The 23,657-nt window shown below is 62.7% G+C and carries 26 protein-coding genes; 12 read left to right on the plus strand and 14 right to left on the minus strand.

Annotation, left to right across the window (positions count from 1 at the left end):
- Positions 1–57 precede the first annotated feature (57 nt).
- On the plus strand, positions 58–528 hold the full coding sequence (locus HDE78_RS04235) for a hypothetical protein (protein ID WP_179477284.1): 471 nt from the start codon (positions 58–60) through the stop codon (positions 526–528).
- 18 nt (positions 529–546) lie between these two features.
- Here HDE78_RS04235 and HDE78_RS04240 read toward each other — a convergent pair whose 3' ends face one another.
- A complete protein-coding gene (locus HDE78_RS04240) occupies positions 547–1,830 on the minus strand; it encodes a crosslink repair DNA glycosylase YcaQ family protein (protein ID WP_343205677.1) in 1,284 nt (427 codons plus the stop codon).
- Positions 1,831–2,051: 221 nt separating this feature from the next.
- On the opposite strand from HDE78_RS04240, the gene HDE78_RS04245 reads away from it, so the two are divergent.
- Both HDE78_RS04245 and HDE78_RS04250 read left to right on the plus strand, forming a co-directional pair.
- Complete coding sequence (locus tag HDE78_RS04245; RefSeq protein WP_179477285.1) at positions 2,052–2,417, plus strand: EF-hand domain-containing protein; 366 nt, start codon at positions 2,052–2,054, stop codon at positions 2,415–2,417.
- Positions 2,418–2,565: 148 nt separating this feature from the next.
- Entirely contained in the window at positions 2,566–3,657 is a 1,092-nt protein-coding gene (locus tag HDE78_RS04250) for a phospholipase A (protein ID WP_179477286.1), read from the plus strand.
- Positions 3,658–3,684: 27 nt separating this feature from the next.
- On the opposite strand, the gene HDE78_RS04255 is transcribed toward HDE78_RS04250, so the two are convergent.
- Complete coding sequence (locus tag HDE78_RS04255; protein WP_179477287.1) at positions 3,685–4,869, minus strand: NAD(P)/FAD-dependent oxidoreductase; 1,185 nt, start codon at positions 4,867–4,869, stop codon at positions 3,685–3,687.
- Between the two features lie 33 nt (positions 4,870–4,902).
- Complete coding sequence (locus HDE78_RS04260; protein ID WP_179477288.1) at positions 4,903–5,385, minus strand: peptidylprolyl isomerase; 483 nt, start codon at positions 5,383–5,385, stop codon at positions 4,903–4,905.
- Between the two features lie 118 nt (positions 5,386–5,503).
- Here HDE78_RS04260 and dacB point away from each other — a divergent pair, with 118 nt between their 5' ends.
- Positions 5,504–7,045, plus strand: coding sequence for a D-alanyl-D-alanine carboxypeptidase/D-alanyl-D-alanine-endopeptidase (gene dacB, locus HDE78_RS04265; protein WP_179477289.1), 1,542 nt, complete (start codon positions 5,504–5,506; stop codon positions 7,043–7,045).
- A 35-nt stretch (positions 7,046–7,080) separates the two neighbouring features.
- Here dacB and HDE78_RS04270 read toward each other — a convergent pair whose 3' ends face one another.
- A complete protein-coding gene (locus HDE78_RS04270; protein ID WP_179477290.1) occupies positions 7,081–7,566 on the minus strand; it encodes a glutathione peroxidase in 486 nt (161 codons plus the stop codon).
- Positions 7,567–7,668: 102 nt separating this feature from the next.
- Here HDE78_RS04270 and HDE78_RS04275 point away from each other — a divergent pair, with 102 nt between their 5' ends.
- The 3 genes from HDE78_RS04275 to HDE78_RS04285 all read left to right on the plus strand — a co-directional run bounded on the left by HDE78_RS04275 (position 7,669) and on the right by HDE78_RS04285 (position 10,251).
- A complete protein-coding gene (locus HDE78_RS04275; protein ID WP_179477291.1) occupies positions 7,669–8,679 on the plus strand; it encodes a methionine ABC transporter ATP-binding protein in 1,011 nt (336 codons plus the stop codon).
- The gene (locus HDE78_RS04280; RefSeq protein WP_179477292.1) at positions 8,676–9,377 is read left to right on the plus strand and encodes a methionine ABC transporter permease; all 702 of its coding nucleotides are present in this window, start codon (positions 8,676–8,678) and stop codon (positions 9,375–9,377) included. The genes HDE78_RS04275 and HDE78_RS04280 overlap by 4 nt, the downstream gene beginning before the upstream one ends.
- A 70-nt stretch (positions 9,378–9,447) precedes the next feature.
- Positions 9,448–10,251 (plus strand): MetQ/NlpA family ABC transporter substrate-binding protein, encoded by an 804-nt coding sequence (locus HDE78_RS04285; RefSeq protein ID WP_179477293.1) that lies wholly within the window; start codon positions 9,448–9,450, stop codon positions 10,249–10,251.
- A 24-nt stretch (positions 10,252–10,275) separates the two neighbouring features.
- Here HDE78_RS04285 and pncB read toward each other — a convergent pair whose 3' ends face one another.
- The 5 genes from pncB to HDE78_RS20985 all read right to left on the minus strand — a co-directional run bounded on the left by pncB (position 10,276) and on the right by HDE78_RS20985 (position 14,354).
- Positions 10,276–11,463, minus strand: a complete 1,188-nt coding sequence (gene pncB, locus HDE78_RS04290) for a nicotinate phosphoribosyltransferase (protein WP_179477294.1) — start codon at positions 11,461–11,463, stop codon at positions 10,276–10,278.
- Between the two features lie 469 nt (positions 11,464–11,932).
- On the minus strand, positions 11,933–12,313 hold the full coding sequence (locus HDE78_RS04295) for a thioredoxin family protein (protein WP_179477295.1): 381 nt from the start codon (positions 12,311–12,313) through the stop codon (positions 11,933–11,935).
- Positions 12,314–12,396: 83 nt separating this feature from the next.
- Positions 12,397–13,410 (minus strand): aminopeptidase, encoded by a 1,014-nt coding sequence (locus tag HDE78_RS04300; RefSeq protein WP_179477296.1) that lies wholly within the window; start codon positions 13,408–13,410, stop codon positions 12,397–12,399.
- Positions 13,411–13,506: 96 nt separating this feature from the next.
- Positions 13,507–13,926, minus strand: coding sequence for a hypothetical protein (locus HDE78_RS04305; RefSeq protein ID WP_218862023.1), 420 nt, complete (start codon positions 13,924–13,926; stop codon positions 13,507–13,509).
- A 155-nt stretch (positions 13,927–14,081) separates the two neighbouring features.
- Complete coding sequence (locus HDE78_RS20985; protein ID WP_255457622.1) at positions 14,082–14,354, minus strand: hypothetical protein; 273 nt, start codon at positions 14,352–14,354, stop codon at positions 14,082–14,084.
- Positions 14,355–14,358: 4 nt separating this feature from the next.
- Here HDE78_RS20985 and HDE78_RS20990 point away from each other — a divergent pair, with 4 nt between their 5' ends.
- Positions 14,359–14,907 (plus strand): hypothetical protein, encoded by a 549-nt coding sequence (locus tag HDE78_RS20990; protein ID WP_255457623.1) that lies wholly within the window; start codon positions 14,359–14,361, stop codon positions 14,905–14,907.
- 130 nt (positions 14,908–15,037) lie between these two features.
- Here HDE78_RS20990 and HDE78_RS04315 read toward each other — a convergent pair whose 3' ends face one another.
- A complete protein-coding gene (locus HDE78_RS04315) occupies positions 15,038–15,643 on the minus strand; it encodes a rhomboid family intramembrane serine protease (RefSeq protein WP_179477297.1) in 606 nt (201 codons plus the stop codon).
- 167 nt (positions 15,644–15,810) lie between these two features.
- Between HDE78_RS04315 and HDE78_RS04320 the strand changes: the two genes are divergently transcribed.
- Entirely contained in the window at positions 15,811–16,695 is an 885-nt protein-coding gene (locus HDE78_RS04320) for a PhzF family phenazine biosynthesis protein (protein WP_179477298.1), read from the plus strand.
- A 51-nt stretch (positions 16,696–16,746) separates the two neighbouring features.
- Here HDE78_RS04320 and HDE78_RS04325 read toward each other — a convergent pair whose 3' ends face one another.
- Together HDE78_RS04325 and HDE78_RS04330 are read right to left on the minus strand one after the other, a co-directional pair.
- Positions 16,747–17,631: an NAD(P)-dependent oxidoreductase gene (locus HDE78_RS04325; protein ID WP_179477299.1), complete on the minus strand. Its 885-nt coding sequence runs from the start codon at positions 17,629–17,631 to the stop codon at positions 16,747–16,749.
- Positions 17,632–17,714: 83 nt separating this feature from the next.
- Positions 17,715–18,893 (minus strand): NAD(P)/FAD-dependent oxidoreductase, encoded by a 1,179-nt coding sequence (locus tag HDE78_RS04330; protein WP_345776033.1) that lies wholly within the window; start codon positions 18,891–18,893, stop codon positions 17,715–17,717.
- A gap of 153 nt (positions 18,894–19,046) precedes the next feature.
- Between HDE78_RS04330 and HDE78_RS04335 the strand changes: the two genes are divergently transcribed.
- Positions 19,047–19,529: a YajQ family cyclic di-GMP-binding protein gene (locus HDE78_RS04335; protein WP_179477301.1), complete on the plus strand. Its 483-nt coding sequence runs from the start codon at positions 19,047–19,049 to the stop codon at positions 19,527–19,529.
- A 51-nt stretch (positions 19,530–19,580) separates the two neighbouring features.
- Here the strand turns inward: HDE78_RS04335 and HDE78_RS04340 are convergent, their stop codons facing one another.
- Both HDE78_RS04340 and HDE78_RS04345 read right to left on the minus strand, forming a co-directional pair.
- Positions 19,581–20,264, minus strand: coding sequence for an NrsF family protein (locus HDE78_RS04340; protein ID WP_179477561.1), 684 nt, complete (start codon positions 20,262–20,264; stop codon positions 19,581–19,583).
- Between the two features lie 5 nt (positions 20,265–20,269).
- Positions 20,270–20,956 carry a sigma-70 family RNA polymerase sigma factor gene (locus HDE78_RS04345; RefSeq protein ID WP_255457624.1) on the minus strand — a complete coding sequence of 229 codons (687 nt, stop codon included), beginning with the start codon at positions 20,954–20,956 and terminating at the stop codon, positions 20,270–20,272.
- A gap of 164 nt (positions 20,957–21,120) precedes the next feature.
- On the opposite strand from HDE78_RS04345, the gene HDE78_RS04350 reads away from it, so the two are divergent.
- Entirely contained in the window at positions 21,121–22,842 is a 1,722-nt protein-coding gene (locus tag HDE78_RS04350; protein WP_179477302.1) for a cytochrome c biogenesis protein DipZ, read from the plus strand.
- Positions 22,843–22,947: 105 nt separating this feature from the next.
- On the plus strand, positions 22,948–23,562 hold the full coding sequence (gene msrB, locus HDE78_RS04355; protein ID WP_179477303.1) for a peptide-methionine (R)-S-oxide reductase MsrB: 615 nt from the start codon (positions 22,948–22,950) through the stop codon (positions 23,560–23,562).
- Positions 23,563–23,657: the final 95 nt, after the last annotated feature.

Consider the following 23,657-nt stretch of genomic DNA (forward strand, 5'->3'; position numbering starts at 1 on the left):
GTGGCCGGCCAGATATCGGCAAGTCCCCATCCGAAGCGCTTTTGAGGAGAGCACCCAATGTCCGTCACGCCCCGTTTGACCATACTCGCCATAGCTGCTGCCCTGGTCGTGGCCGGCTGCGCGCATCAGCCTCCCAGCAAAACCACCACGGTCACTACGACCCGAACCACGGCGGCACCGGTTTCCACGAGCACCACAACAGTGCAGCGCGCGCCGCATCGAGCACCTGCCGTCAACGCGTCCACGACATCCTCCCCCGCCAATCTCCCCGACAGTACCGGCATTCCAGCCTGCGATGATTACCTGTCGAGCTACATGGCCTGCCATCGCGCCGCGAATATTTTTGCGCCGGGGCAGCTGCAGTCTCGCTACAACGCGATGCGCACCAGCCTGCTGCGCGACTCGCAGGATCCCGACATTCGCCCGCAGCTCGCCGCCCGATGCAACTCGCTCGCCAGCCAGTTGCGCGATGCACTGCGTGGCAAGTCCTGCGACACCAACGCGGCGCCCGCGAGCACTTCACCCTGACTTACAAGCGGGCCGGAGTTAATTTGCTGCGAGCGGCAGGACCGCTCGCAGTGCTCCGACCTCTGCGTCGGCCTGCTCGCTGCTGACGAAAACCTCCGGCGCACCGTGCCAGTTTGCCGTTTCCGCGATGGCGGACGCGACATCGGCCCAACGCACCGAACGTGTCGCTACGCCCGATTCCAGATAAAACGCCTTGATCTCGAACCGGCCCTCGGCGCGATGCGCCTTGGCATCCAGCCGGCCGATCAACCTGCCCCGATGCAGGATCGGCAAGACGAAATAGCCGTAGCGTCGCTTGGCCGCCGGCGTGTAGCACTCCAGCGCGTAGTCGAAATCGAACATGACCCGCGCGCGTGCTCGATCCCAGATCACGGGATCGAAAGGTGACAGCAGCGTGGTATGCGTTCCGCGCAGGCGGCCGAGCATGGCTCTATGCAGGGTGTCGGCATGATCCCGATGCACGTACGCCGGCCTGTCCCAGCCTCGCACGGCAACGCCAAGCAGATCGCCGCTGGCGAGCAGCGGAGCCAGCTCCTTGTCGGTCACCGCCGGTTTCAATCGGTAGTAGTCCGCAATCCACGCAGCCTGCGTTACGCCCAGGGCCCGCACGCTATCGAGCACGAAACGCCGCCGAAGCTCGGCTTCCGGCAGTGCCTTCGCAGCGACGTCCAATGGCGGATCGAGTCGCGACAGCACGTTGTCCGCGATGTCGTAGATGCGCTGAAATCCCTCCCGGCGCGCAATCATCAGCTCACCCAGCGCGAACCACGCCTCAAGCCAGCGCTTTTCGGGCTTCCACGACCACCAGCCGGATTTGGCAGCCCCTTCGGTACGTTCTGGCCCTGCATAATCGGACGCCTTGACGGGGCCAGAGCGGCGAATACCTTCCAGCAGTGAATCCATGCCAGCGCGCTGATCCCTATGCAGCGCCTGCGCGTTGCGATGAGCCCAGTGATGCGCGCGTTGCGTGCGCCAGCCGCGATGAAGAGCAATATCGCCAGCCGGAACAAAACACGCTTCGTGTGCCCAGCACTCCGCCAGCTGGCCGCGGGCAAGCGCCTCGTCCAACCAGACCGTCGGGTAGTGGCCCAGCCGCGCATGCAACACCAGATAAGGGCTGCGCGCGACTACGCTGATCGTATCAATCTGCAGCAACCGCATCTGTTCGATGGCGGCGACAACATCGGCGCGCGTCGCGCGCCGCCGTAGCGGCTGCAGCAGGCCTTGGGCGTGCAGATGCAGCAGGCGCGCCTGGATGGCCGTTATGGCGCCGGCAGACCCATTTACGGCGTTCAACGACACGAAAGCTTCACGGATTCGCGAACACGATGAAGAAGCCTCACAGGAATAGCTTCATTACGTCAGGTTTCATGGGTAGAAACCTCAATGGCAACGGCATTTCAGACTCATCGCGTAGGTTCACCGCACTCGCGTCGGTCGCTTTGTTTCGACGCTTCACGCAACGGGGCACAGTTCGGAGCATCCGTCATCTCTCTTTTTGATTCTGGCACGGAGTATCCATCATGAAATTCTACAAACCATTGATCGGCGCCTTCACCATCGCCGCGCTGCTGTCTGGCGGCGAGCTGTTCGCGCAAGACATGTCGACACCGCCGCCCGCCCCGGCAACGACAGCAGCCATGCCGTCGCCGAACACGGCCGACATGCAGACGCCTAAGGGCGAGGTGACCATCAACAGTGCGCCGTCCCCCGCGCCCACCATCAGATCAGCGCCTTCGTTCGAGCAGTTGTCCGGCGGCGGCAAGAGCATCAGCGAAAGCCAGGCCGTGGCTTATCCGCCCCTGGCCAACGATTTCATCCATGCCGACACCAATCGCGACGGCAAGATCAGCAAAGCCGAGTATCAACACTGGCTGAAGCAGCTCTGACGCTATTGCGGCAAAAAGGCCGGCCGCAGCATTTATCTGCGGCCGTTTTTTTTTGCGTTCTTTGTGAGAAACTTTCCGACGCGCAACCGGGGACGCGTGGCTCGGAAATCTGGCTCGATCCTCGCCCATCCGATGTTCTGGAGATTTCATGAAGCCTCTACTCCTTGCCGCGCCGCTCGCGTTGCTGGCCGGCGCGGTCACCACGGCGGCACACGCGCAGAATCCCAGCCCGACGGATATCCGCGCCTGTACCGGTATCGAAAGCGATGCACAGCGACTGACCTGCTACGACCACGCCACCGGCCGCACCAATCTGCCCGCCGCACAGAAGCGTGTGGATCAGACCAGCGGCAGCGCGTCGACCAGCATTTTCGGCCACGAAAAATCGACCGCAGCGGTGCCCAGCGATGCGGAGGCGGGCAAGCCGTTGTCGTTACTGGACAGCCGCTGGGAACTGTCGCCGGAAAGCAAGCTCGGCACGTTCAACCTGCGCGGCTACAAGCCGGTTTATCTGATGCCCATCTTTGTCACCAGCAACCAGAACACTGAGCCGAAGAGCCCCAATCCGGTGAATACGGTCACCACACCGCAGCCGCTGCAGAACAGCGAGGCGAAGTTTCAGCTCAGCCTGAAAACCAAGGTATGGCAGGGCGTATTTGGCGATTACGGCGACGTGTGGGTCGGCTATACGCAGGACTCGCACTGGCAGGTCTACAACTCGCAGGCCTCGCGCCCGTTTCGCGAAACCAACTACGAGCCCGAAGCCATGCTGGTGTTCAACACCCATTACTCCGTGCTCGGTTGGGACGGCCGACTGCTCGGCATCGGCATCGACCACCAGTCGAACGGTCGCTCCGACCCCCTGTCGCGCAGTTGGAACCGCGTGATGGCCGATATCGGTTTCGAACGCGACGGCTGGACGGTGATGTTTCGCCCTTGGTGGCGCATCCCCGAATCGCGCACCAGCGACAACAACCCGGACATCAGCAACTACGTCGGCCGCGGCGACATGCAGATCATCCACGAATGGAACGGCCAGGAATTCGGCCTGATGCTGCGAAGCTCGCTGCGCGGCGGCAGCGATGCCCACGGTGCGGCCCAGTTCACCTGGAGCTTTCCGCTGGTGGGCAATCTGCGCGGCTATGTGGAAGCCTTCAAGGGCTACGGCGAAAGCCTGATCGACTACAACCACAATGCCAGCTACATCGGCGCCGGTATTTCCCTGCTCGACTGGTACTGATAGGGGCAGATGACCGGCCCCAGTCGATCAGCGCCACCAGGCCTGTTTGGTGCCGGTGAGGATTTTCAACATCTGTCCACGCGTCAGCGGGAGACGGCCCAGTGGGCCGAAACACGTATCCCGCAGAAGCGCGAGGCTCCCGTGGTCGGATTGAAACAGCGGCGTCAGCCAGCGACTCAACTGTTGGTAGACCGCCAGGTGCGAGCGGCGCGTTTGCTGATAGCGCAGCAATGCTTCGTCAACGTGCGCGGACACCGCCAGCGCATCGGCTAGAGCCTCCGCATCCAGCAGTGCCATGTTGACGCCCTGCCCCAGCTGGGGGCTCATCGCATGAGCGGCGTCGCCGATAAAGATCACGTTGCCGCCGATGGGCTTGCCGAGAACAACATCCCGATATCGGGCCCGATGAAAACGCGCCGGCTCATCCATGCCATGGAGTAGTGGCATCACTTCTGGCCACAGCACCCGGATCCTTTCGCGCATTCGAGTCAGCGCATCCGCATCAAAACCATCAACATGCTCGCCGGGCAGACTAAAGAAAAAGGTCAGCCAGCGGCCGCCGCAGTCCGCACGCTGTCCCACCGGCAAAAGGCCGATCATCTCCCTGGCGCCGTGATAGCGCTGCTGCAGCATGGAGGGATGTTGCCAGCCGTCTGCCGGCAGCAGGCACCACATAGCTCCCCAGGGATAGATACGTTGACGCTTTACCCGTGCGGGCGTGGCCTCGCGCAATCGCGAATGCGCTCCGTCGCCAACCACGATCAAATCGAACGGGCCGTGGCGATGGCCCTCGCCATCGATCAGATGGCGGCCGTCTGTGCCGATGCTTTCCACCCGCACCCCGGCATGCAGGCGCCCGGCGTCCGGCCATGCATCACGCAATACCGTGAAGAGGCTTCCGCGGCTCATGCCGAGGCCGAAGCATCCAGGCGAATGATCGGCATAGCGCATATCCATGACGCAACGACCGCTGGCGTTGCAGCCGTACAGGCGATCAATCCGCTGGCCCACAGCCAGTGCCCGTGAACTCAGCCCGAGCCGTGACAGCACCCGCAATCCGGTCGGCTGAAGCAGGAAGCCGGCGCCCACCGGTCCGGGCGACGACGCCTGCTCGAAGACGCTCAGCGCATGACCTTGATCCGACAAAAACAACGACGCGGCCTGTCCAGCCGCGCCGTAACCAACAATGGCAATGTTCAGGTGTCGCTGCATGACGGCCGCAGTGCGCGCCTGTTCACAATGCTCTTAGTGGTGATGGCCACCCTCACCGTGAACGTGACCATGTTCGAGCTCTTCGGCTGTAGCCGCACGCACGCCGGTCACTTCGATGGCGAAATGCAGCGTCTGGCCCGCTAGTGGGTGGTTGCCGTCGATGAATACCGTATTGCCTTCGACCTTGGTCACCGTGACGTTGATTTCGCCCTGCGGGCCGCGGCCCTGAAACTGCATCCCGGGCTGGATGTCTTCGACGCCCTGGAAGGCCTCTTTGGGCACTTCCTGGACCAGCTCGTCGTGATGCACCCCGTAGCCCTCTTCAGGCGACACGTCGGCATTGAACTTGTCGCCCACTTTGCGACCTTCCATCTGCTTCTCCAGGCCGGGCACGATCTGCCCCGTGCCGTGCAGATAGGTCAGCGGCTCGCGACCCTCGGAGCTGTCGACGACCTTGCCCTGATCGTCGGTAAGCGTGTAGTGGAAGGCGGCGACGGCGTTGGGAGCAATTTGCATGAAAGTCTCGCGAATAGGTGTGAGTCCGCCGGCCAGGTGCCGACACGAAGACCGAAGGCTACCAGAACATGGCGAAATAGCCGTGAGCAAGATGCCGCAGGATTGGCGATACTGAATCATGAGTCCTGCACCAGAACCGCGCCGACGCCTTTTTGCCACTGGCCTGCTGGCCTGCGCTTGCTGGCTCGCGGCGGCCGCAGCCGCTGCGACGCCCCAGGTACGCACGACCAGCGAAGCTGCATTGGCGACACAGATCGACAGCCAGATCAGCCTGCCCCGATTTGCCTCGGCTAGCTGGGGAATCTCGGTCGTTTCGCTGGACAGCGGCCGGACGCTTTACGCTCACCGCGCCGATCAGCTGATGCAGCCAGCTTCGACCGCCAAGCTTTTTACCGCCGCGCTGGCGCTGTCGACCCTGGGGACTGCATATCAGATACCGACCCGCCTGCTCTCCACCGAGACGATCCATGATGGACGCCTAAACGGTCCGTTGGTGCTGTACGGCATGGGCGACCCGACGCTGGGTACGGCCAGCAGCGCCGACTGGGCGACACAGCTGGCCGAGCAGCTGTATCGGCGCGGCGTGCGGCAGGTTCACGGTGATCTGATCGCCGACGACAGCTACTTCACCGGGCCGACCTTCGGCTCGGGCTGGGAAGCGGGCGATCTGCAAAGCTGGTTCGCGGTGCCGTCATCGGCCCTCAGCGTGGGCGAAAATATCGTCGATATCACGCTCACGCCGGCATCCGCCGCGGGTCTTCCGGCGAGCCTCAGCTTTGATCCTGTCGACGCGAAAATGTCGCTGCTCGGCCAAGTGACGACCACGCTGTCGCGCACGCCTGGCGATATCAACCTGTATCGCGCGCCGGGCGACGACGCGCTTTACGCCTTTGGCACCGTCCCGGCGAAAACGCCGCCGCAGCACTTCAAGCTGTCCCTGCCCGACCCGGCGCTAGTGGCCGGCGCACAGCTGCGAAAGGCGCTGGCCGACCGCGGCATTCCCGTCGCCGGCCAGGTGCGCGCGCTGCACTGGCCACAGGACGATGCCGCTCTGGTCTCACGGGCGGAAGTTCTGGCCGAAATTCGCTCGCCGCCGCTGATGGACATACTACAGCGAGGGCTGAAGCGCTCGCAGAACCTCTACCTGCAAAATCTATTTCTCAGCGTCGGTGCCCATCAGCAGGCTACGGAAGCGACCACCGGCATCGTGCCCTTCGCCAGCACCGAGCAATGGTCGGTGAAGGCGATGCAGCAGCTGTTGGCCACTATCGGCATGCCGCCGGCAACCAGCCTGATCGACGAAGGCACCGGACTCTCGCGGCGTGACTTGGTCACGCCCATGGCGATGGTGCGGCTGCTGACCTACCTGGCGGCGCAACCGTATGCGGCGCAACTGCGCGATGCGCTACCGATTGCCGGCATCGACGGCACACTCGCCGGCCAGCTGCGCCACACCGCGGCGGAAAACAACGTCCATGCCAAGACCGGCAGCATGACCTACGTGCATTGCCTGGTCGGGTACGTGACCAGCGCCGCCGGCGAGCGGCTGGCTTTCGCGATCATGCTCAACAATTACGAGCCGCCGGCCGACGGGCCCAGTGCCGGCGCCGATGTCGACGCTATCGCCCTGCTGCTGGCCAATTTCCACGGGCGCAGCTGACCTCGGCGTGCGCCGCGTCGATATGGGAACCGCCTTTAACCGCCCAGGCGTGCCAGCGTGTCCTTACCGATCTTTTCCGGCGTATCGGTCGGCGCATAGCGCTTCACGACCTGGCCGTTTTCATCGACGAGGAACTTGGTGAAGTTCCACTTGACCGATTCGCTGCCGAGAATGCCCTTCCCTTCGCTTTTCAGCCACTGATAAAGCGGATCGGCATGGTCGCCATTGACTTCGATCTTGGCGAACATCGGGAAAGTGACGTCGTAGCGGGTGCTGCAAAACGTCTTGATTTCTTCCGCGTCGCCCGGCTCCTGATGACCGAACTGGTCGCAGGGAAAGCCCAGTACCACAAGCCCTTTGTCGCGCTGATCCTGCCAGAGGTTTTCCAAGCCCTTGTACTGCGGAGTGAACCCGCACTTGGAAGCCACGTTGACGATCAGCAGGGTTTTCCCGCGAAACTCGCCGAGCGAGCGCTCATGGCCATCGATATCGCGGACGGTGAAATCGTAGACGCTGGACATACGGCTCGCTCCTGCTGTTGGGTCAACTGCCTGAAGTCTACGCCATCGCCGATGACGTCCGTGGCATAGAATGCGGGTTTAGCGCAAAAGCCAGGTTACGCCGTGATCCGCTTCGTTGATGTGCACAAGTCCTACCGCGTCGACGGTCGCGACATCCCGGCGCTGCAGCCTTTCAGCCTCGAAGTGGCCGATGGCGAGGTATTCGGCATCATCGGCCTCTCCGGCGCGGGCAAATCGACGCTTATACGGCTGATCAATCTGCTGGAACGCCCCAGTGGCGGCACCATCTTCGTCGGCGATACCGAAATGACCGCATTGGCCGAGCCGGCGCTGCGCGCACAGCGCCGCCGTATCGGCATGATTTTCCAGCACTTCAATCTGCTCGCCTCACAGACCGTGGCCGACAATGTGGCCTTTCCGATGCGCCTGGCCGGCGAACGCGACGCCGCCGTTCTGCGCCAGCGCGTGGACGAGCTGCTGGCGCGGGTCGGCCTGACCGATCACGCCGACAAATATCCCTCGCAGCTCTCCGGCGGCCAGAAGCAGCGTGTCGGCATTGCTCGTGCGCTGGCCAATAGACCGTCGATTTTGTTGTGCGACGAAGCCACCAGCGCGCTCGATCCGCAGACCACGGCGTCGGTGCTGGATCTGCTGGCCGAGATCAATCGCGAACTCAAGCTCACCATCGTGCTGATCACGCACGAGATGGACGTGGTGCGTCGGGTCTGCGATCGCGTTGCCGTGCTGGACGCGGGCGAGATTGTGGAGCGCGGCAGCGTGATCGACGTCTTTCTGCATCCGCAGCACGCCACCACCAAGCGCTTCGTCAACGAGGCGCTGCCGGAGGAAACCATCGGCGACGAAGCCGCCTTTGCGCGCGTGCCGGGGCGCATCCTGCGGCTGAGCTTTCGAGGCGACGCCACTTGGACGCCGGTATTGGGCCAGGTGGCGCGCGATACCGGTATCGATTTCAACCTGCTCGCCGGGCGCATCGACCGCATCAAAGACATGCCTTACGGCCAGCTCACGCTGGCGATGCAGGGCGAGCGCATCGACGCAGCGATGTCCGCGCTGCGCAAAGCAGGTATCGAGATAGAGGAGTTGCGCCCATGACAACGCATGCGATCCACGCCACGCCGATTCTGCAGGCGCTGTTCCCGAATATCGACGACTGGGGCGAAATCGGCCATGCCTGCATCGATACGCTGCTGATGCTCGGCGGTTCTCTGCTGCTCACCATCATCCTCGGCCTGCCGCTGGGCGTGCTGCTGTATCTCACCGGCCGCGGCCAGCTACGCCCGATGCCAAAGCTCTATGCCATCGCGTCGCTGCTGGTGAATATCCTGCGCTCGGTACCCTTCATCATCCTGATGATCGTGCTGATGCCGGTGACCTATTTTCTGGTAGGCACCAAGCTGGGCATTCGTGGGGCCATTCCGCCGCTGGTGATCGGTGCCGCCCCGTTCTTCGCACGCCTGGTCGAGACGGCCCTGCGCGAGGTCGAGCATGGCGTGATCGAAGCCAGTCAGGCGATGGGGGCCAGCCTGTGGCAGATCGTCCGACATGTGCTGCTGCCGGAAGCGCGCGGCGGCCTGCTGGCCGGCGTGACCGTCACGGCCATCGCGCTGGTCGGTTACACCGCGATGGGCGGTGCGATCGGCTCGGGCGGACTCGGCGATCTGGCCTACCGCTACGGCTATCTCAGCTACAAGTCCGACTACATGCTGGTCACCGTGGCCCTGCTGATCGTGCTGGTACAGCTGCTGCAAATGCTGGGCGACCGCGTCGTGGCGTACTACGGGCGGCGCTGAACGCTACTCCTCCGTTTTGCATTTGGCGGTATGGACGGCTATTCTTGTGCGCCGCACAAAGCCAACCGTCATGAAAAAACTCATCGCCGCTGTCGTCGTACTGCTTGCGTTGGCAGGCTGCTCCGCCCATAGCGGCAGTGGCGTCGAGGGTGATTCGAACACCCTGACAGTTGCCGCCACGGCGATTCCGCACGCGGAGATCCTCAAGCAGGTCAAGCCGATACTCGCGAAAGAAGGTGTCGATCTGCAGATCAAGGTGTTTGCCGACTACGTGCAGCCCAACTCCCAGGTGGCCGAGAAAAACATCGACCTGAACTATTTTCAGACCAAGCCCTATCTGGATGCGTTCAACCACGAGCGTGGCACGCACTTGGTGATCGTCACCGGCGTGCACATCGAACCGTTCGGCGCCTACTCGCGCAAGTACAAGAGCATCGATCAACTGCCCGACGGCGCCAGCGTGACCCTACCCAACGACCCGAGCAACAACAGCCGCGCACTGCTGCTGCTTGCCAAGCACGGGTTGATCACGCTGAAAGACCCGAACGACGAGATGGCTACCGAGAAAGACATCACCGCCAATCCGAAGCATCTGAAGTTTCGCGAGCTCGAAGCCGCGATGCTGCCGCGCACGCTGGACGAGGTGGATCTGGCCCTGATCAATACCAACTACGCGCTCGCTGCCGGCCTGAATCCGACCAAGGACGCGCTGCTGATCGAAGACAAAAACTCACCATACGTGAACTATCTCGTCGGCCGCGAAGACAACAAGGACGATCCGCGGGTGCAGAAGCTGGCCAAGGCATTGACCAGCCCCGAGATCAAAACCTTCATTGAGCAGCACTACCACGGCGCGGTGCTGCCAGCGTTCTGAACGCGCTCGCGCCGGAGGACCGACCTATACCGCCGGCTTGGCCGGAATCTCGAACACCTGGCGCAGGTAGGTCACGTAAGCCTCGTCGTCGCACATGTCCTTGCCCGGCGAATCGCTGAGCTTGGCCACCGGCTGACCGTTGCAGCGGGTCATCTTGATGACGATATTGAGCGCCGTCGGCCCCACGTCGTTGGTGAGGTTGGTGCCGACACCGAATGCCAGCAGGCAGCGCCCACGGAAGTGGGCATAAAGCTGCATCACCTTGGGAATATCCAGTCCGTCGCTGAATACCAGCACCTTGCTGCGCGGATCGACCCGGTTCGCCTGATAGTGCGCCAGCATCCGCTCACCCCAGTCGAAGGGTTCGCCGGAATCGTGTCGGGTACCGTCGAAAAGCTTGCAGAAATACATATCGAAATCGCGCAGAAAGGCGCTGAAGCCGTAGACGTCCGAGAGCGCGATGCCCAGATCGCCGCGGTACTCCTTCGCCCACGCTTCCAGCGCGGCGACCTGCGAGTCGCGCAGACGCGGTCCCAGCGCCTGATGCGCCTGCAGGTACTCATGGGCCAGCGTGCCCAGCGGAGTCAGCCCGAGGTCGCGCGCCAGCAACACATTGCTCGTGCCGGTGAGCTGCGTGCCCAGCCCGTCGCGCAGCGTGGTCACCACCTCGCGCTGCCATGCGCGCGAGTAACGCCGCCGCGTGCCGTAATCGGCGATGCGGCAGCCGCCGTAGTCCGGCGTATCGCGCAGCAGCGCGATCTTTTTCTGCAGCCGCCGACGACCTTCGGACAGCTCCAGCCCAGCGCTGACGTGGCGAAAGTACACTTCGTTGACGATGGCCAGCAGCGGCACTTCGAACAAAATCGTGTGCAGCCACGGTCCACGAATGCGGATCTCGATTTCACCGTTGCCGGATGCCGAAGGCGTGATCTCGACGTACTTTTCGTTCAGATGGAACAGATCGAGAAAATCGACGAAGTCGCTTTTCAGAAAGCGCCAGCTGCGCAAATACAAAAGCTCGTCCGGCGTGAAGCGCAGCTGGCACAGCGCTGTCAGCTCGGTGCGGATGTCGTCGATATACGGCACCAGATCGATGCCCGGATTGCGGCACTTGAAGCGATACTCGACCTGTGCGGCCGGGTATTGATGCAACACCACCTGCATCATCGAAAACTTGTAGAGGTCGGTATCGAGCAGCGATTCGATGATCATCGGTGACTTGGCCGGAGGCGCGCATGGGAGCAGTGGCTCATTATCCATCTCGCAGCGCTTCGGTCGTCCATCGAATGCGCCCGGCCTTTCGACCATGTCTCCTTAGAGCCTGTTCAAAGTCGCCACGTAGCTCGCGTTGCCTCGCCGCTGCCGCCCGGCGACCAACAGCGAGGCAACCCGCAGGGCCGGGTCTGTTTGCCCCATTCCTGCGTGCAAACAGCTCCCGGCGCGAGCTACGTGGAGACTTTGAACAGGCTCTTACACATTCAGGGCAAAAAAAACCCCACTGGCCAGGGGAGGACCGGTGGGGCTTGTCGGGCTGCGTCCAGGGGAGGAAAAGCAGCCCCTCAGTGAGCGATGTTTTGTCTCACTTCTGGTCGCCGTCACGGCGATTCACAGGCTTAGTGTGTCCACGCTCGCGTGAGTTCAACGTATACATCCGTCCGTCGTTCAGCCAAGCGACAGGCTTTCAAACGGTTTCGACCATGGCTATCTGATTTTCGATCGCCGAAAGAAAGAGTTGCGCGCCGGGCCACTCGGTAATCCGGCCGATCTTGCGGGCTCCACGGAAGACAATAAAAGCCGGGATGCCGTGCAATCCAAAGCGCGTAGCCATGGTCGGGTCTTCGTAAACGTTGTCGTGCATCCATCGGACCTGCGGCCACTGGAACCGATCCAGCGCCAGCAGCATGGCGCGCTTGGCGATATCGCAGTTGGGGCAGTCGCGCCCCCATAGAAACAGAATGCCGACCGGTGCCCCCTCTTCGCGCAATACGTCATCCAGCGAAGCGTCGCTCACCTTTTTCATGGGAAAGCGATGAAAAAACTCGGGCACGGCGGTATCGGACATGGGCATTCGGCAACCTTTCTCTATCAAGGAGCGAGATGGGTCTGCGTACCGAAAAGCCAAGCGGTCGACCGGACAGGAACGACTCAGGCGCGCCCGTTCAACGCAGCCAACAGGTCGTCGCGCTGCCGCTTTGGCTGCCGCGACAGCTCACGCACGCGCCGATAAAACGCCGGCCACTGCCCCTGCGACTGTTTGAACAGCGCCGCGAATGCCGGTGTCCACTGATCGTACAAACCGAAAGGCACCAGCCGTGCGTTGTTGATCGGCGCCGCCACCCAGGCATCGTAGCCATGCTTACCTGGCCAGTCGCGATCTCGCCATTGCGCGTAACGTGCGCGGAACGCAGCGATCTCGCGCTGCTTGCACGCCTCCATCGTCGGTTGATCCAAGTCGCTGGCGTAAAGCCTTTTCAAGCGTTCGCGCAAGTCCAGTACCAGCGTGGTGAAACCGTTTTCCATGGCCTCGTCGCGGCCATTTTTCGCAGGCAGCCCGCGCGACTGGCGCCACTCGCGCAGGCCCTGATCCTGTACGAATGTAGCGAAGGATTCGTTGAACGCGGTGTCGTCCTTCACGTAGATCAGCTGATGCGCCAACTCGTGAAAGATCGTGCTATCGAGCTCATCGTCGTCCCAGCGCAGCATGCTGCTGAGAATGGGATCGGCAAACCACCCCAACGTGGAGTAGGCCGAGACGCCACCGACCTCCACGTCGTTGCCCTGCCGGCGCAACCGATCGGCGTCAGCCTTGGCGTCGGCTTCAGAAAAATAGCCGCGATAGCCGACGCAGCCGGCTATGGGGAAACAGTGCAACACGGGGTCGACCGAATAGCGCGGCGCGGCGAAAACGTTCCACACTGCGAATGTGCGATGCAGATCCACATAGCGCGTGTAGCTGCGATTGTCGGGCAGCGCGAGGTGCTGCGAAGCGAAGCGACGCGCCCGCTCGGCCAGAGCCAGCCGCGCAGCGAGGCGGGGGTCGGTCGCCGGATCGGCGACGATCGCACCGATATTGCGACGATGAAACACCAGCTCGCTCTGGCCGCGCACGGCCTGCGCGTAGTATCGAACGCTTGCACAGGCCGCAAGCAAAAGGCCCATCGTCGCGAGAACGATGAGCCTTGGAATACCGGTCGACCGTGGAAATACTTTTTGCCAAGCCATGCAGCGATTGTGCCGCAGGCCAGGCGTTCTGTCTCAGTGACCGCCGTGGTTGCCACTGCCTCCGCCGTGCGAAGAATAATGCCCCCCACCGTGACTGCCGCCGTAGCCGGGATGACCGCCGTAGCCCGGCCGGCCCCGGCCCGACCAGCGGCCGCCGCCGTAACCGTAGCGGCCCGGATAATAACCGCGACCGCCGCCGTAATAACGCGGACCGCCATAACCGCCGTACCAGCCACCGATGATGCCGACACCGCAACAGCCGTAATAGCCGTTGTTGTAATACCCGTAATCGTATGGGTAGTAGCCGCCCTGATAAACCGGTGCGGCCTGACCGTAATACACGTCGCCGTTGTAACCAGAGCTGCGAACGTAGCCGTAGCCGGGATCGTAGTAGCAGCCTGAAAGAGCCACGATTCCAGCGAGCAGAACAAGGCGGGCAAGGATACGTTTCATCGTCTGTCTCCGACTCCAGATGGAGCTATGGACAGATGTTAGTCCTGTGGGCTTGAACGCCTCGTGAGGTAAAAACACACGGCTGATGGGCATTTACCCACCAGCCATGCGGCCGCGATGCTAGAAGCTCACGTTTGAAGCGCTCGATCGGCGCCTCAGCCTTTGCGCTTGGACTGGTCGCCGCGCTCATGCGCCAAGGCGTGGCCGAACGCCGCTTCGCTCGACAAGCCGCCACCCGCCGCCGGCGTGGGCGCATGCGGATCGGGCGTGTCGGGCGACGGCTGCGTGGTTACCGCGCCAGGCCAAGTTGGCCCCTGGCGTACGCGCTCCTGTTTGGCTTCCAGCAGCGCCTGAATATGCTCCACCGCTTCGGCCGGGCTGATGTGGTGAATCTCCGGCTCGGGCAAGGTCGGCAGCTTGTGCGGCACCGCTTTGATTTTCTTCGGCGAGGATGCCGCCTTCTTGACGGCCGGCTTGGTCGCTAGCGGCTTTTTCGGCACGACCGCCGCCGTCTTGCCAGCAGACTTTTTTACGGCCGGCTTGGCGACGGTCTTCTTGGATGACGCTTTTTTTGCAACGACTTTGCTGACTTTCGGAGCCGCCGACTTCTGGGCGACGACTTTTTTGGCAACCGATTTCTTCGCCGCAACCTTCTTTGCGGCGGTTTTTTTGACGGCGACCTTTTTGGCCGGCGCTTTCTTGGCGACGATCTTTTTTGCAGCGACTTTTTTCTTCGCGGCGACTTTCTTGGAAGCGGCCTTCTTTGCTGCCGGCTTTTTCGTCGCGGTCTTTTTGACGGCGACTTTCTTTGCCACTGCCTTTTTAGCCGGCGCCTTCTTGGCGACCGTTTTCTTGGCGGGCGACGCAGCCTTGGCTACCGTTTTTTTCGCCGAGGTTTTCTTGGCGGCCGTCCTTTTTGCCGGTGCCTTTTTTGTCGCGGATTTTTTCGTTGCCGACTTGCCTTTCATAGCCATGCGGTGATTCTCCTGCAGTGATCAATGAAACGGTGCTCTATGCAGAGCGAGTATGCGCGCCTTGAATCGCTCGGATATTAACCGCTGACCCTACGACATCGTCCAGCACCTTCGCGACAAATCGGGCGCATCAGTCATCAAAACGACGGGTGTGACAACTGATTGAGAAAGTAAGGAAGCACACGTGAGTCCATAAGCAGTGTGAAGATCACACCGTAGGCCGCACCCCACAGGTGCGCACTATGGTTGACGTTGCCCTGCCCGCGTCGATCCATGAAGATCGAGTAGCCCGTATAAAGCACGGCGTATATGATCGCCGGCAACGGTATGACGAAGACGATGATTTTCTGCCATGGCGCCAGAAGAATGAAAGAGAACAGCACGGCCGAGACGGCGCCCGACGCACCGAGGCTGCGGTAGCTGGCGTTGTTGCGATTCTTCACGTAGGTCGGAAGAATCGAGAACACCAGACCGCCGATATAGAACAGCGCAAAACCGAAGCCGCCCAGGTGTCCCGCAAAGAACCCTTCCATCACCTGACCGAAGAAGTACAGCGTCAGCATATTGAAGAACAGATGGCCGAAGTCCGCATGCACCAGGCCGTAGGTCACCAGCCGGTGGTACTCGCGCTGCCTGGTGATCGCCGGCGGCCACAGGATCAGATCGTTCATCAGCCGGCTGTTCTTGAAAGCCATGAACGACACGATGCCGGTGATGGCGATAATAATAAAAGTGACCGGCATGGACGATTCCGCAAGAGATGGCAAAGCGTGACATCTTCGCGCTACCGCCGCATCTTGTCGACATGGCGGGCAGCTTTCGCGCGCAAGCCCGCTGACTCGACACGGTCTCCTATAGAAAACAACCACAGTCGAAAATATCGCCGCGCGATTGATCAGCAAGGATCACCATGACTTCGTTCCGCTACATGCATCTCGACGTATTTACCGCCAGCCTCGGCGGCGGCAATCACCTTGGCGTCGTGCTCGACGCCAAGGACTGGAGTGCGCAGGACATGCAGCGCTTTGCGCGCTGGACCAATCTTGTCGAAACAACGTTCCTGCTGCCGCCGGAGGATCCAAAGGCCAGCTACCGTGTGCGCATATTTACACCGCACAAGGAAATCCCGTTTGCCGGCCACCCCAGCATCGGTAGCGCACACGCAGCGCTGGAGTGCGGCCTGGTCGAACCGCGCGATGGCCAGCTGTGGCAGGAGTGCGGCGCCGGCACGCTGCCGATTCGCGTGCACGGCAACGGCGCCGAGCGCGAGCTGTCGCTGCTGTCGCCACCCCAGCTGGTGGTGCCAAGCAGTCATGACGCGCATCCGTTGTTGGCTCGCGCGCTCGCTGGTATCCGGCCGGGCAGGCTGCCGCCCGCCTTGGTGGAAGGGGGCCGTCGTTGGTGGCTGGTCGAAATTTCGGACGAAGCCGGCATTCGCGCATGGAAGCCCGATCATGCGGCCATTGGCGAATTGGCCAGAGCCACCAACAGCATGGGCGTGTGCGCGTTTGCGCGCAGCACGAGCAGCGAGTATCAACTCGTTGTCCGCGCACTCGCCGCCGGTGCCGGTATCGTCGAAGATCCCGCCTCAGGCGCGGCCAATGGCTGCATCGCGGCCTATCTCGCGGAAGTCGAACCGAACGGCAAGCTGGCGCGCGGCTACGTGATCAGCCAGGGTCGCGAGATGGGCCACGATGCCCGGCTGGTCGCCTCGATCGAAGGCGATTCGGTATGGATCGGTGGCCGCACGGCCACCATCATCGAGGGAACCGTGAATTGGACACTGGGCGATTGAAGCAGAACTCGACTGGCGCCTGACTCCATCGCAGGCTTCGGTTATCGCGCTCTACTTGCGATCTTCCAGATGGGCGCGGCGCGCCGACACCAGCGCCAGCGCCGACCAGTCGACGTCTTCGTCGCCGGCAGCCAGTGCTTCGAGCAGGCTGTCGCGAACCACGCCGGCCAGCGGCAACGGCACGTGCGCACTGCCGCCAGCGGTCAAGGCCAGCTCGACATCCTTCAATCCCAGCGGTAGCTTCATGCCCGCCGGTTTGAAACGCTCCTCGGCAATCAGCTTGCCGTAGCCCTGATAGGCCGGCGAGGCAAACAGCGTGTTGGTCATCACGTCGAGGAAGTCGGCGGCGCTGATGTCATAGGCGCGAGTGAGCGCGGACGCCTCGGCCATGCTTTCGATCGCTGTCGCCAGCATGAAGTTGCCGGCAATCTTCACCACGTTGGCGCGCTCGGGCGCATCGCCCATCGGCCACAGTTTGGCCGACATGGCTTCGAGTAGCGGCCGTGCCTTCTCCACCGCCGATGCTTTGCCGGCGACCAGGATATTGAGTTTGCCGGCGGCAGCGACGTCGGGGCGACCGAATACCGGAGCCGCGATATATTCAAGCCCGCGCTTGGCATGTTCCTCGGCCAACTCCTTGGCGAGCGCCACGGAAATAGTCGAGTGGTTCACGTGCACGGTGCCGGGGTCCATCGCGTCGAGCAGGCCGCTGTCCAGAATCGTTTCGCGCACCGCCTTGTCGTTGGCCAGCATGCTGCAGAGCACTTCGCCCTGCGCGGCGCGGTCGGCCGTGCGCGCCAGCTTGGCACCCAGCGACACCAGCGGCGCGGCGGCCGATTCGGAGCGGTTCCACACGGTTACCGTATGACCGGCGGCCAACAGATTGCTGGCCATCGCCGCGCCCATGGCGCCGAGACCTATGAATCCAACCTTCATGCATGCTTCCTCATTGTCATTGCAGCGGCAAAGTGGAGCAGGTGCGATGTTCAGATCATGCGAAAGCGGCGATACTCAGGCTCTCAGGCCACCTCGCCCGCCGCCTGCCCCGAGGCCCACGCCCACTGGAAGTTGTAGCCGCCCAGCCAGCCGGTAACGTCGACCACCTCGCCGATGAAATACAGGCCAGGCACATGCTTGGACTGCATCGTGCAGGACGAAAGGCCGCGGGTGTCGACGCCGCCCAGGGTGACCTCGGCAGTGCGATAGCCTTCGGTGCCGCTGGCCGTGATCGGCCAGGCCTTGAGCTGATCGCCGATCTGGCTCAGCTCGGCCTCGCGGTACTGGCGCATCGGCCGACTCTCGAACCACCGCTCGCATAGTCGCTGCGCCAGCCGCTTGGGCATCACGTCGCCGAGCACGGTTTTCAGTTCAGCCAACGGCCGCACCGCGCGTTGCTCAACCAGCCAAGCACCGGCCTCGATATCCGGCAGCAGATCGAGGCGTAGATCGTCGCCCGGCTGCCAGTACGAGGAAATTTGCAGAATCGACGGACCGCTGATACCGCGATGGGTAAACAGCAGCCCGGCACGAAACGACTGCCTGCCGACCTTTGTTTCCACGGCCGGCAACGCAACGCCGGCCAAATCCTGGTAATGCTCCTGGTGCTTTCCGCTCAGCGTCAGCGGCACCAGGCCTGCGCGCGTGGCCAACACCTCGTGACCGAACTGGCGCGCCAGTTCGTAACCGAAACCGCTGGCACCCATGCTGGGAATCGACAGGCCGCCGCAGGCCACCACCAGCGATTCGGCCTGCACCTCGCCACGCGCGGTGGTCACGCTGAAACCGCCGTCGTTCTTGCGCACGCGTTTTACATCGCAGCTGGTTTCGATCGTCACGCCGGCCGCTTCGCATTCGTCCAGCAGCATGCGCACGATCTGCTTGGAGGAGTCGTCGCAGAACAGCTGGCCCAGCTCCTTCTCGTGATAGGCGATGCCGTGCTTCTGCACGAGTGCGATGAAGTCCCACGGCGTATAGCGCGCCAGCGCCGACTTGGCGAAATGCGGATTGGCCGACAGGTACTGCGTCGGCGTTACGCCGAGGTTGGTGAAGTTGCAGCGCCCGCCGCCCGACATCAGGATCTTCTTGCCGACGCGGTTGGCGTGATCGACAACCAGCACCCTACGCCCGCGCTGGCCCGCCGCGATGGCGCACATCAGCCCGGCGGCGCCCGCGCCGACAATCAGCACGTCAGTTTCGATGGCGGCCACGTCAAAGGCCCTGGGCTGTGATGGCATAGACCCGTTTCGACGATGCCTGGGCCGGTTTCAATCGCTTAGTCATGCGGCATTATCCATCAGCCGGCCAGTCCGGCATCGCTTACACTGGTTCACCGATCCACGAGAGTTATTGCCATGCCCTCCTTTGACGTCATTTCCGAAGTCGACAAGCACGAACTCACCAATGCCGTCGACCAGGCCAACCGCGAACTCACCACGCGCTTCGACTTCAAGGGTACCGATGCCCGATTCGAGCTGGACGATTTCGTGATCACGCAAATCGGCGCGAGCAAGTTCCAGCTCAATCAGATGATGGACATCCTGCGCGGCCGGCTGGCAGCGCGAAAGATCGACGTGCGTGCATTGGATGTGGCCGATGCCGAAACCAACCTGGCCGGCGCCCGACAGAAAATCACCGTCAAACAGGGCATCGAACAGCCGATCGCGAAAAAGCTGATCGCCTCGATGAAGGAAGCCAAGCTCAAGGTCGAGGCGCAGATCAACGGCGACAAGCTGCGCGTCAGCGGCAAGAAGCGCGACGATCTGCAGACCGCGATGGCCCTCTTGCGCAAGGCGGATGTCGATCTGCCGCTGCAGTTCGACAACTTCCGCGACTGAGTCTGCGCTCTCCGAGCCCGCGCCTTGCGTGCCCTGCGAGAGACGCGAAAATCAGGCTTTCGACAGCAGCCGCCCACCCATCGCCATATTGACTGCAACGACCAACGCGACCGCTGCGGCATGCGTCAGCAGATCGGTCGCTGCCGCGTCGTAGGCATGGCAGATTTCCAGCAGGCTCGCCGACGCGGCGGCACTGGCCAGCCCCACCAGCACGGCGGTGAGCACCGGGCGCAGCGGATAGGCACGGCGCAGCAACACGACCATCAGCGCGGACAGCGGTATCGAGAATCCGACGATGAAAACCAGGCAGTCCGCCGATTGATGCATCGTCGATATCTGCGTACCCGGGGCTATGACCTGACGCAGACAACCCAGCCCGCTGGCACCGATCCACAGCAGCGCGCCGGGCAGCGGCAACCATGCCCAGGCCGCGCGTCGGCCGGGCACGCTCAACGCAAAGGCAGCCCAGGCTGCGCTGATCGCGGTGAGCACGGCGCCGACGCCGGCCCAGGCAAGATCCGGTGTACCGGCAAAGCGCTGCGCCATGCCGGCAACGCCGTAATGCATCAGCAACACCGCGGCGATGGCCGCGACCACAAGCAGCCAACCCAGGGTGCGCAGCGACGGCGGCGGCAGCCGGCGCACCGGCACCAGTTCCGTGCTGAGCCTTCCGATCAGCGATTCGTAGGATCGCTCACTGGACGCCGATGCGGGTTGAGGTCGCGGGTCGGACATGGCGATCACGGCTCTCCGTTGAAACGTTCGCGCAACGCCTTCAGCGCGCGATGCAGATTGACCTTCAATGCGCCGGTATTGCGGCCAGTCAATTCGGCCGCTTCGCTCAGTGACCGTTCGTGCAGACCCATCTGCTCAACGGCTTCGCGCTGACCCGGCGGCAGCTCGGCGATAGCCTCGCGCAGGCGCTGCGCGCGCTGCATCTGCTCAGTCGCCGCACTGGCATCGTCGATATCGGCATGGTTGTCGAAAGCCATGTCGTCATGAAGCTCGCGACTGTCGCGCCGGCCGCGGCTGCGCAGCGCATCGATAGCGCGGCGATTGGCGATCGCGGTCAGCCAGGCGTCATACGACCGCGAGGGGTCGTAGGTGTGGCGCACACGATTGACCGTGATCAACGTCTCCTGCACCACGTCATCCAGACGATCCGTAGCGACGCCCTGTCGCCGCGCCGCCAGGCGAATCAGCAGGATCGAGTCGGCCAGTACCCGCTCGTACGCACGCCGGTCGCCCGACTGGGCAGCCGACATGAGCCGCGCCCGACGCTGGTCGGGCGTTTCATTGGCGCTAGCGGATACGGCTTCAGCCTGCACGGTTCGGGTAACGCTCGCCCACGGGGAAAGAGCGCTATCTAGACCCATGAAGGCGTTGGCGGTCAAGCTGTGCGGCACGATCACTCCGAATAGATGCATCTTCTGGAGTGCTTTCGCCGCATCTGTGGCTGGGGTTACCCCGTAAGTAGAACTCGTCAGCAGATAACTCACGAATTCCGTGAAACGCTTTGCCGCTTCCTGGTAACCGCAACGCCGCTGTCGACGAATAGTCTGTGGAACCTCCTGAATCCAATGATGCGTACATGATTATTCTGATCCTCGCGTTTCTTGGCGGCGTGCTGACCATCCTCAGCCCCTGCATCCTGCCGGTGCTGCCATTTGTGTTTGCCCGCTCGGATCGACCATTCGCGCGCAACGGCCTGCCCATGCTGCTGGGCATGGCCATTACCTTTGCGGCGGTCGCCACGCTGGCGGCTCTGGGCGGCGGCTGGGCAGTACACGCGAACCAGTACGGCCGTATCGTTGCGCTGGTGGTACTGGCGTTTCTCGGCCTGACCCTGCTGTCGACGCACCTGGCGGAGTGGATCACTCGCCCGTTTGTGGCGCTGGGCAATAAGCTGTCCCAAGGCTCGTCGGGTAACGAGGATTCGATCTGGTCGGCGGCTGGCCTAGGCGTAGCGACAGGCCTGCTGTGGGCGCCGTGTGCCGGGCCGATTCTGGGCCTGCTGCTGACCGCGGCGGCACTGAACGGCGCCAGCGTGCAGACCACCCTGTTGTTGCTGATCTACGCCCTAGGTGCCGCCACATCGCTTGGTGTGGCGCTGCTGATCGGCGGCAAGGTGTTTGCGCTGATGAAGCGCTCGCTCGGCGCCGGCGAATGGGTACGCCGCGGGCTCGGCGTGCTGGTGCTGGCCGGTGTCGCCGCCATTGCGCTGGGCGTCGATACGGGGTGGCTGACCCGCGTTTCGCTGACCAGTACCGGCGGCATCGAGCAGAAGCTGATCAATGCGGTGAGTCCGCCGCAGGCGCCCGAGTCCGTGCCGCAGGCCGGCGCCGCGCTGCCGGTGGAAGGCCAGATGCCGTCGCTCGCCGGTGCTACGCAGTGGATCAACAGCCCACCGCTGACTACCGAATCGCTGCGCGGCAAAGTAGTGCTGGTCGACTTCTGGACTTACTCCTGCATCAACTGCATCCGCTCGCTGCCGTATGTGCGCGGCTGGGCCGACAAGTACAAGGATCACGGCTTGGTGGTGATCGGCGTGCACGCACCCGAGTTTGCCTTCGAGAAAGATCCAGCCAATGTCGCCAAGGCAGTAAAGGATCTGGGCGTGGACTACCCGGTCGCGCTGGATGACAACTATGCAATATGGCAAGGCTTCCACAACCAGTACTGGCCAGCGCATTACTTCGTCGATGCCGAAGGACAGATTCGCCATCATCACTTCGGCGAAGGCGGCTATGCGGAAAGCGAGGATCTGCTGCGCCGTCTGCTGACCGAAGCCGGTCAGAAGAACCTGCCTGGCGGCTACGTCAGCGGAACGCAGCAAGGTGTCGAAGCGGCCGCATCGCGCAGCGCCACGGTATCGCCGGAAACCTACGTCGGCTACGCCCGGGCACTGAACTTCGCCGGCGGCAAGGTCGCGCACGACGACGCTTGGGATTACCGCGCGCCCGACACGCTGACCAGCAACCAGTGGTCACTCGACGGGCGCTGGACCGTGCACGCGGAAAACGCGCAGTTGGACAAGGCTGGCGGGCACGTCGTCTATCGCTTCCGCGGACGCGACCTGCACCTGGTGCTCGGCCCCGCGGCCGACGGCAAACCGATCCGCTTTCGTGTACACATCGACGGCAAGGCGCCGGGTGCGGATCACGGCATGGATACCGACGCCGACGGCAACGGCGTGATCGACGCGCAGCGGCTTTACCAGCTGGTGCGCCAAGCCGGCGGCAGCGGCGAGCGCCTGTTCGACATCGAATTTCTTGACCCTGGCGTGCAAGCCTATGCCTTCACGTTCGGCTGACCCTGAGTGATCGCCAGTGGACCTGCTCGTCTTGCGGCGTTCGCCGTGAAATGACAACACGCCACCGGCATCGTTTCTGCTGCATCTGATTCAACGGAGGTTTCCATGTCACGTATCAATGAAACACTTGCGGCGGATCGTCGTCACTTCATTCGTGCTGCCGTCACCGGCGGTGCCGTGCTGGCCATCGGCGGCGGTCTTTTCCTTCCACGATTGTTCGCGGCGGACTCCGTGGCTGAAAATATGCCGATCGGCAAACCGGGCAAGGTATTGCTCGAGGTTTTTTCCGACGACGGTAAAGATCTGGGGGCACACCCGATGCCCCGACTGATCCTCAGCGATGCGCAATGGAAGCAGCGATTGTCGCCAGCGAGCTTCGATGTGCTGCGTCGCGACGGCACCGAGCGTGCCTTCAGTGGCGATCACGAAAAGCCCGCCAGCCCCGGTCTTTTTCGCTGTGCCGGCTGCGCAACGGCGCTGTACGACGCCGCCACCGAATTCGACTCGGGCACCGGCTGGCCGAGCTTCTGGCAACCGATCGCCAAGATCAACGTGATCGAAAAACACGACAGCACGTTCGGCATGGACCGGGTAGAAATTCGCTGCGCCAACTGCGACAGCCATCTGGGCCATGTTTTCGACGACGGCCCGAAGCCGACCGGCCTGCGCTACTGCATGAATGCCGTGGCGCTGCGGTTTGTTCCGAAAAAAGCTGCCTGAACGGCGAGCCAAAGCCACAGCGTGAAATCCACGCGATGCTGCGAAAAAGCGCTTATAAAGTGAGCGCGCTCGATAGATAAAGAGCGCGCTCTTTT

Origin of the sequence: Rhodanobacter sp. K2T2 (genome assembly GCF_013408815.1) — a bacterium.
Taxonomy (GTDB): Bacteria; Pseudomonadota; Gammaproteobacteria; order Xanthomonadales; family Rhodanobacteraceae; genus Rhodanobacter.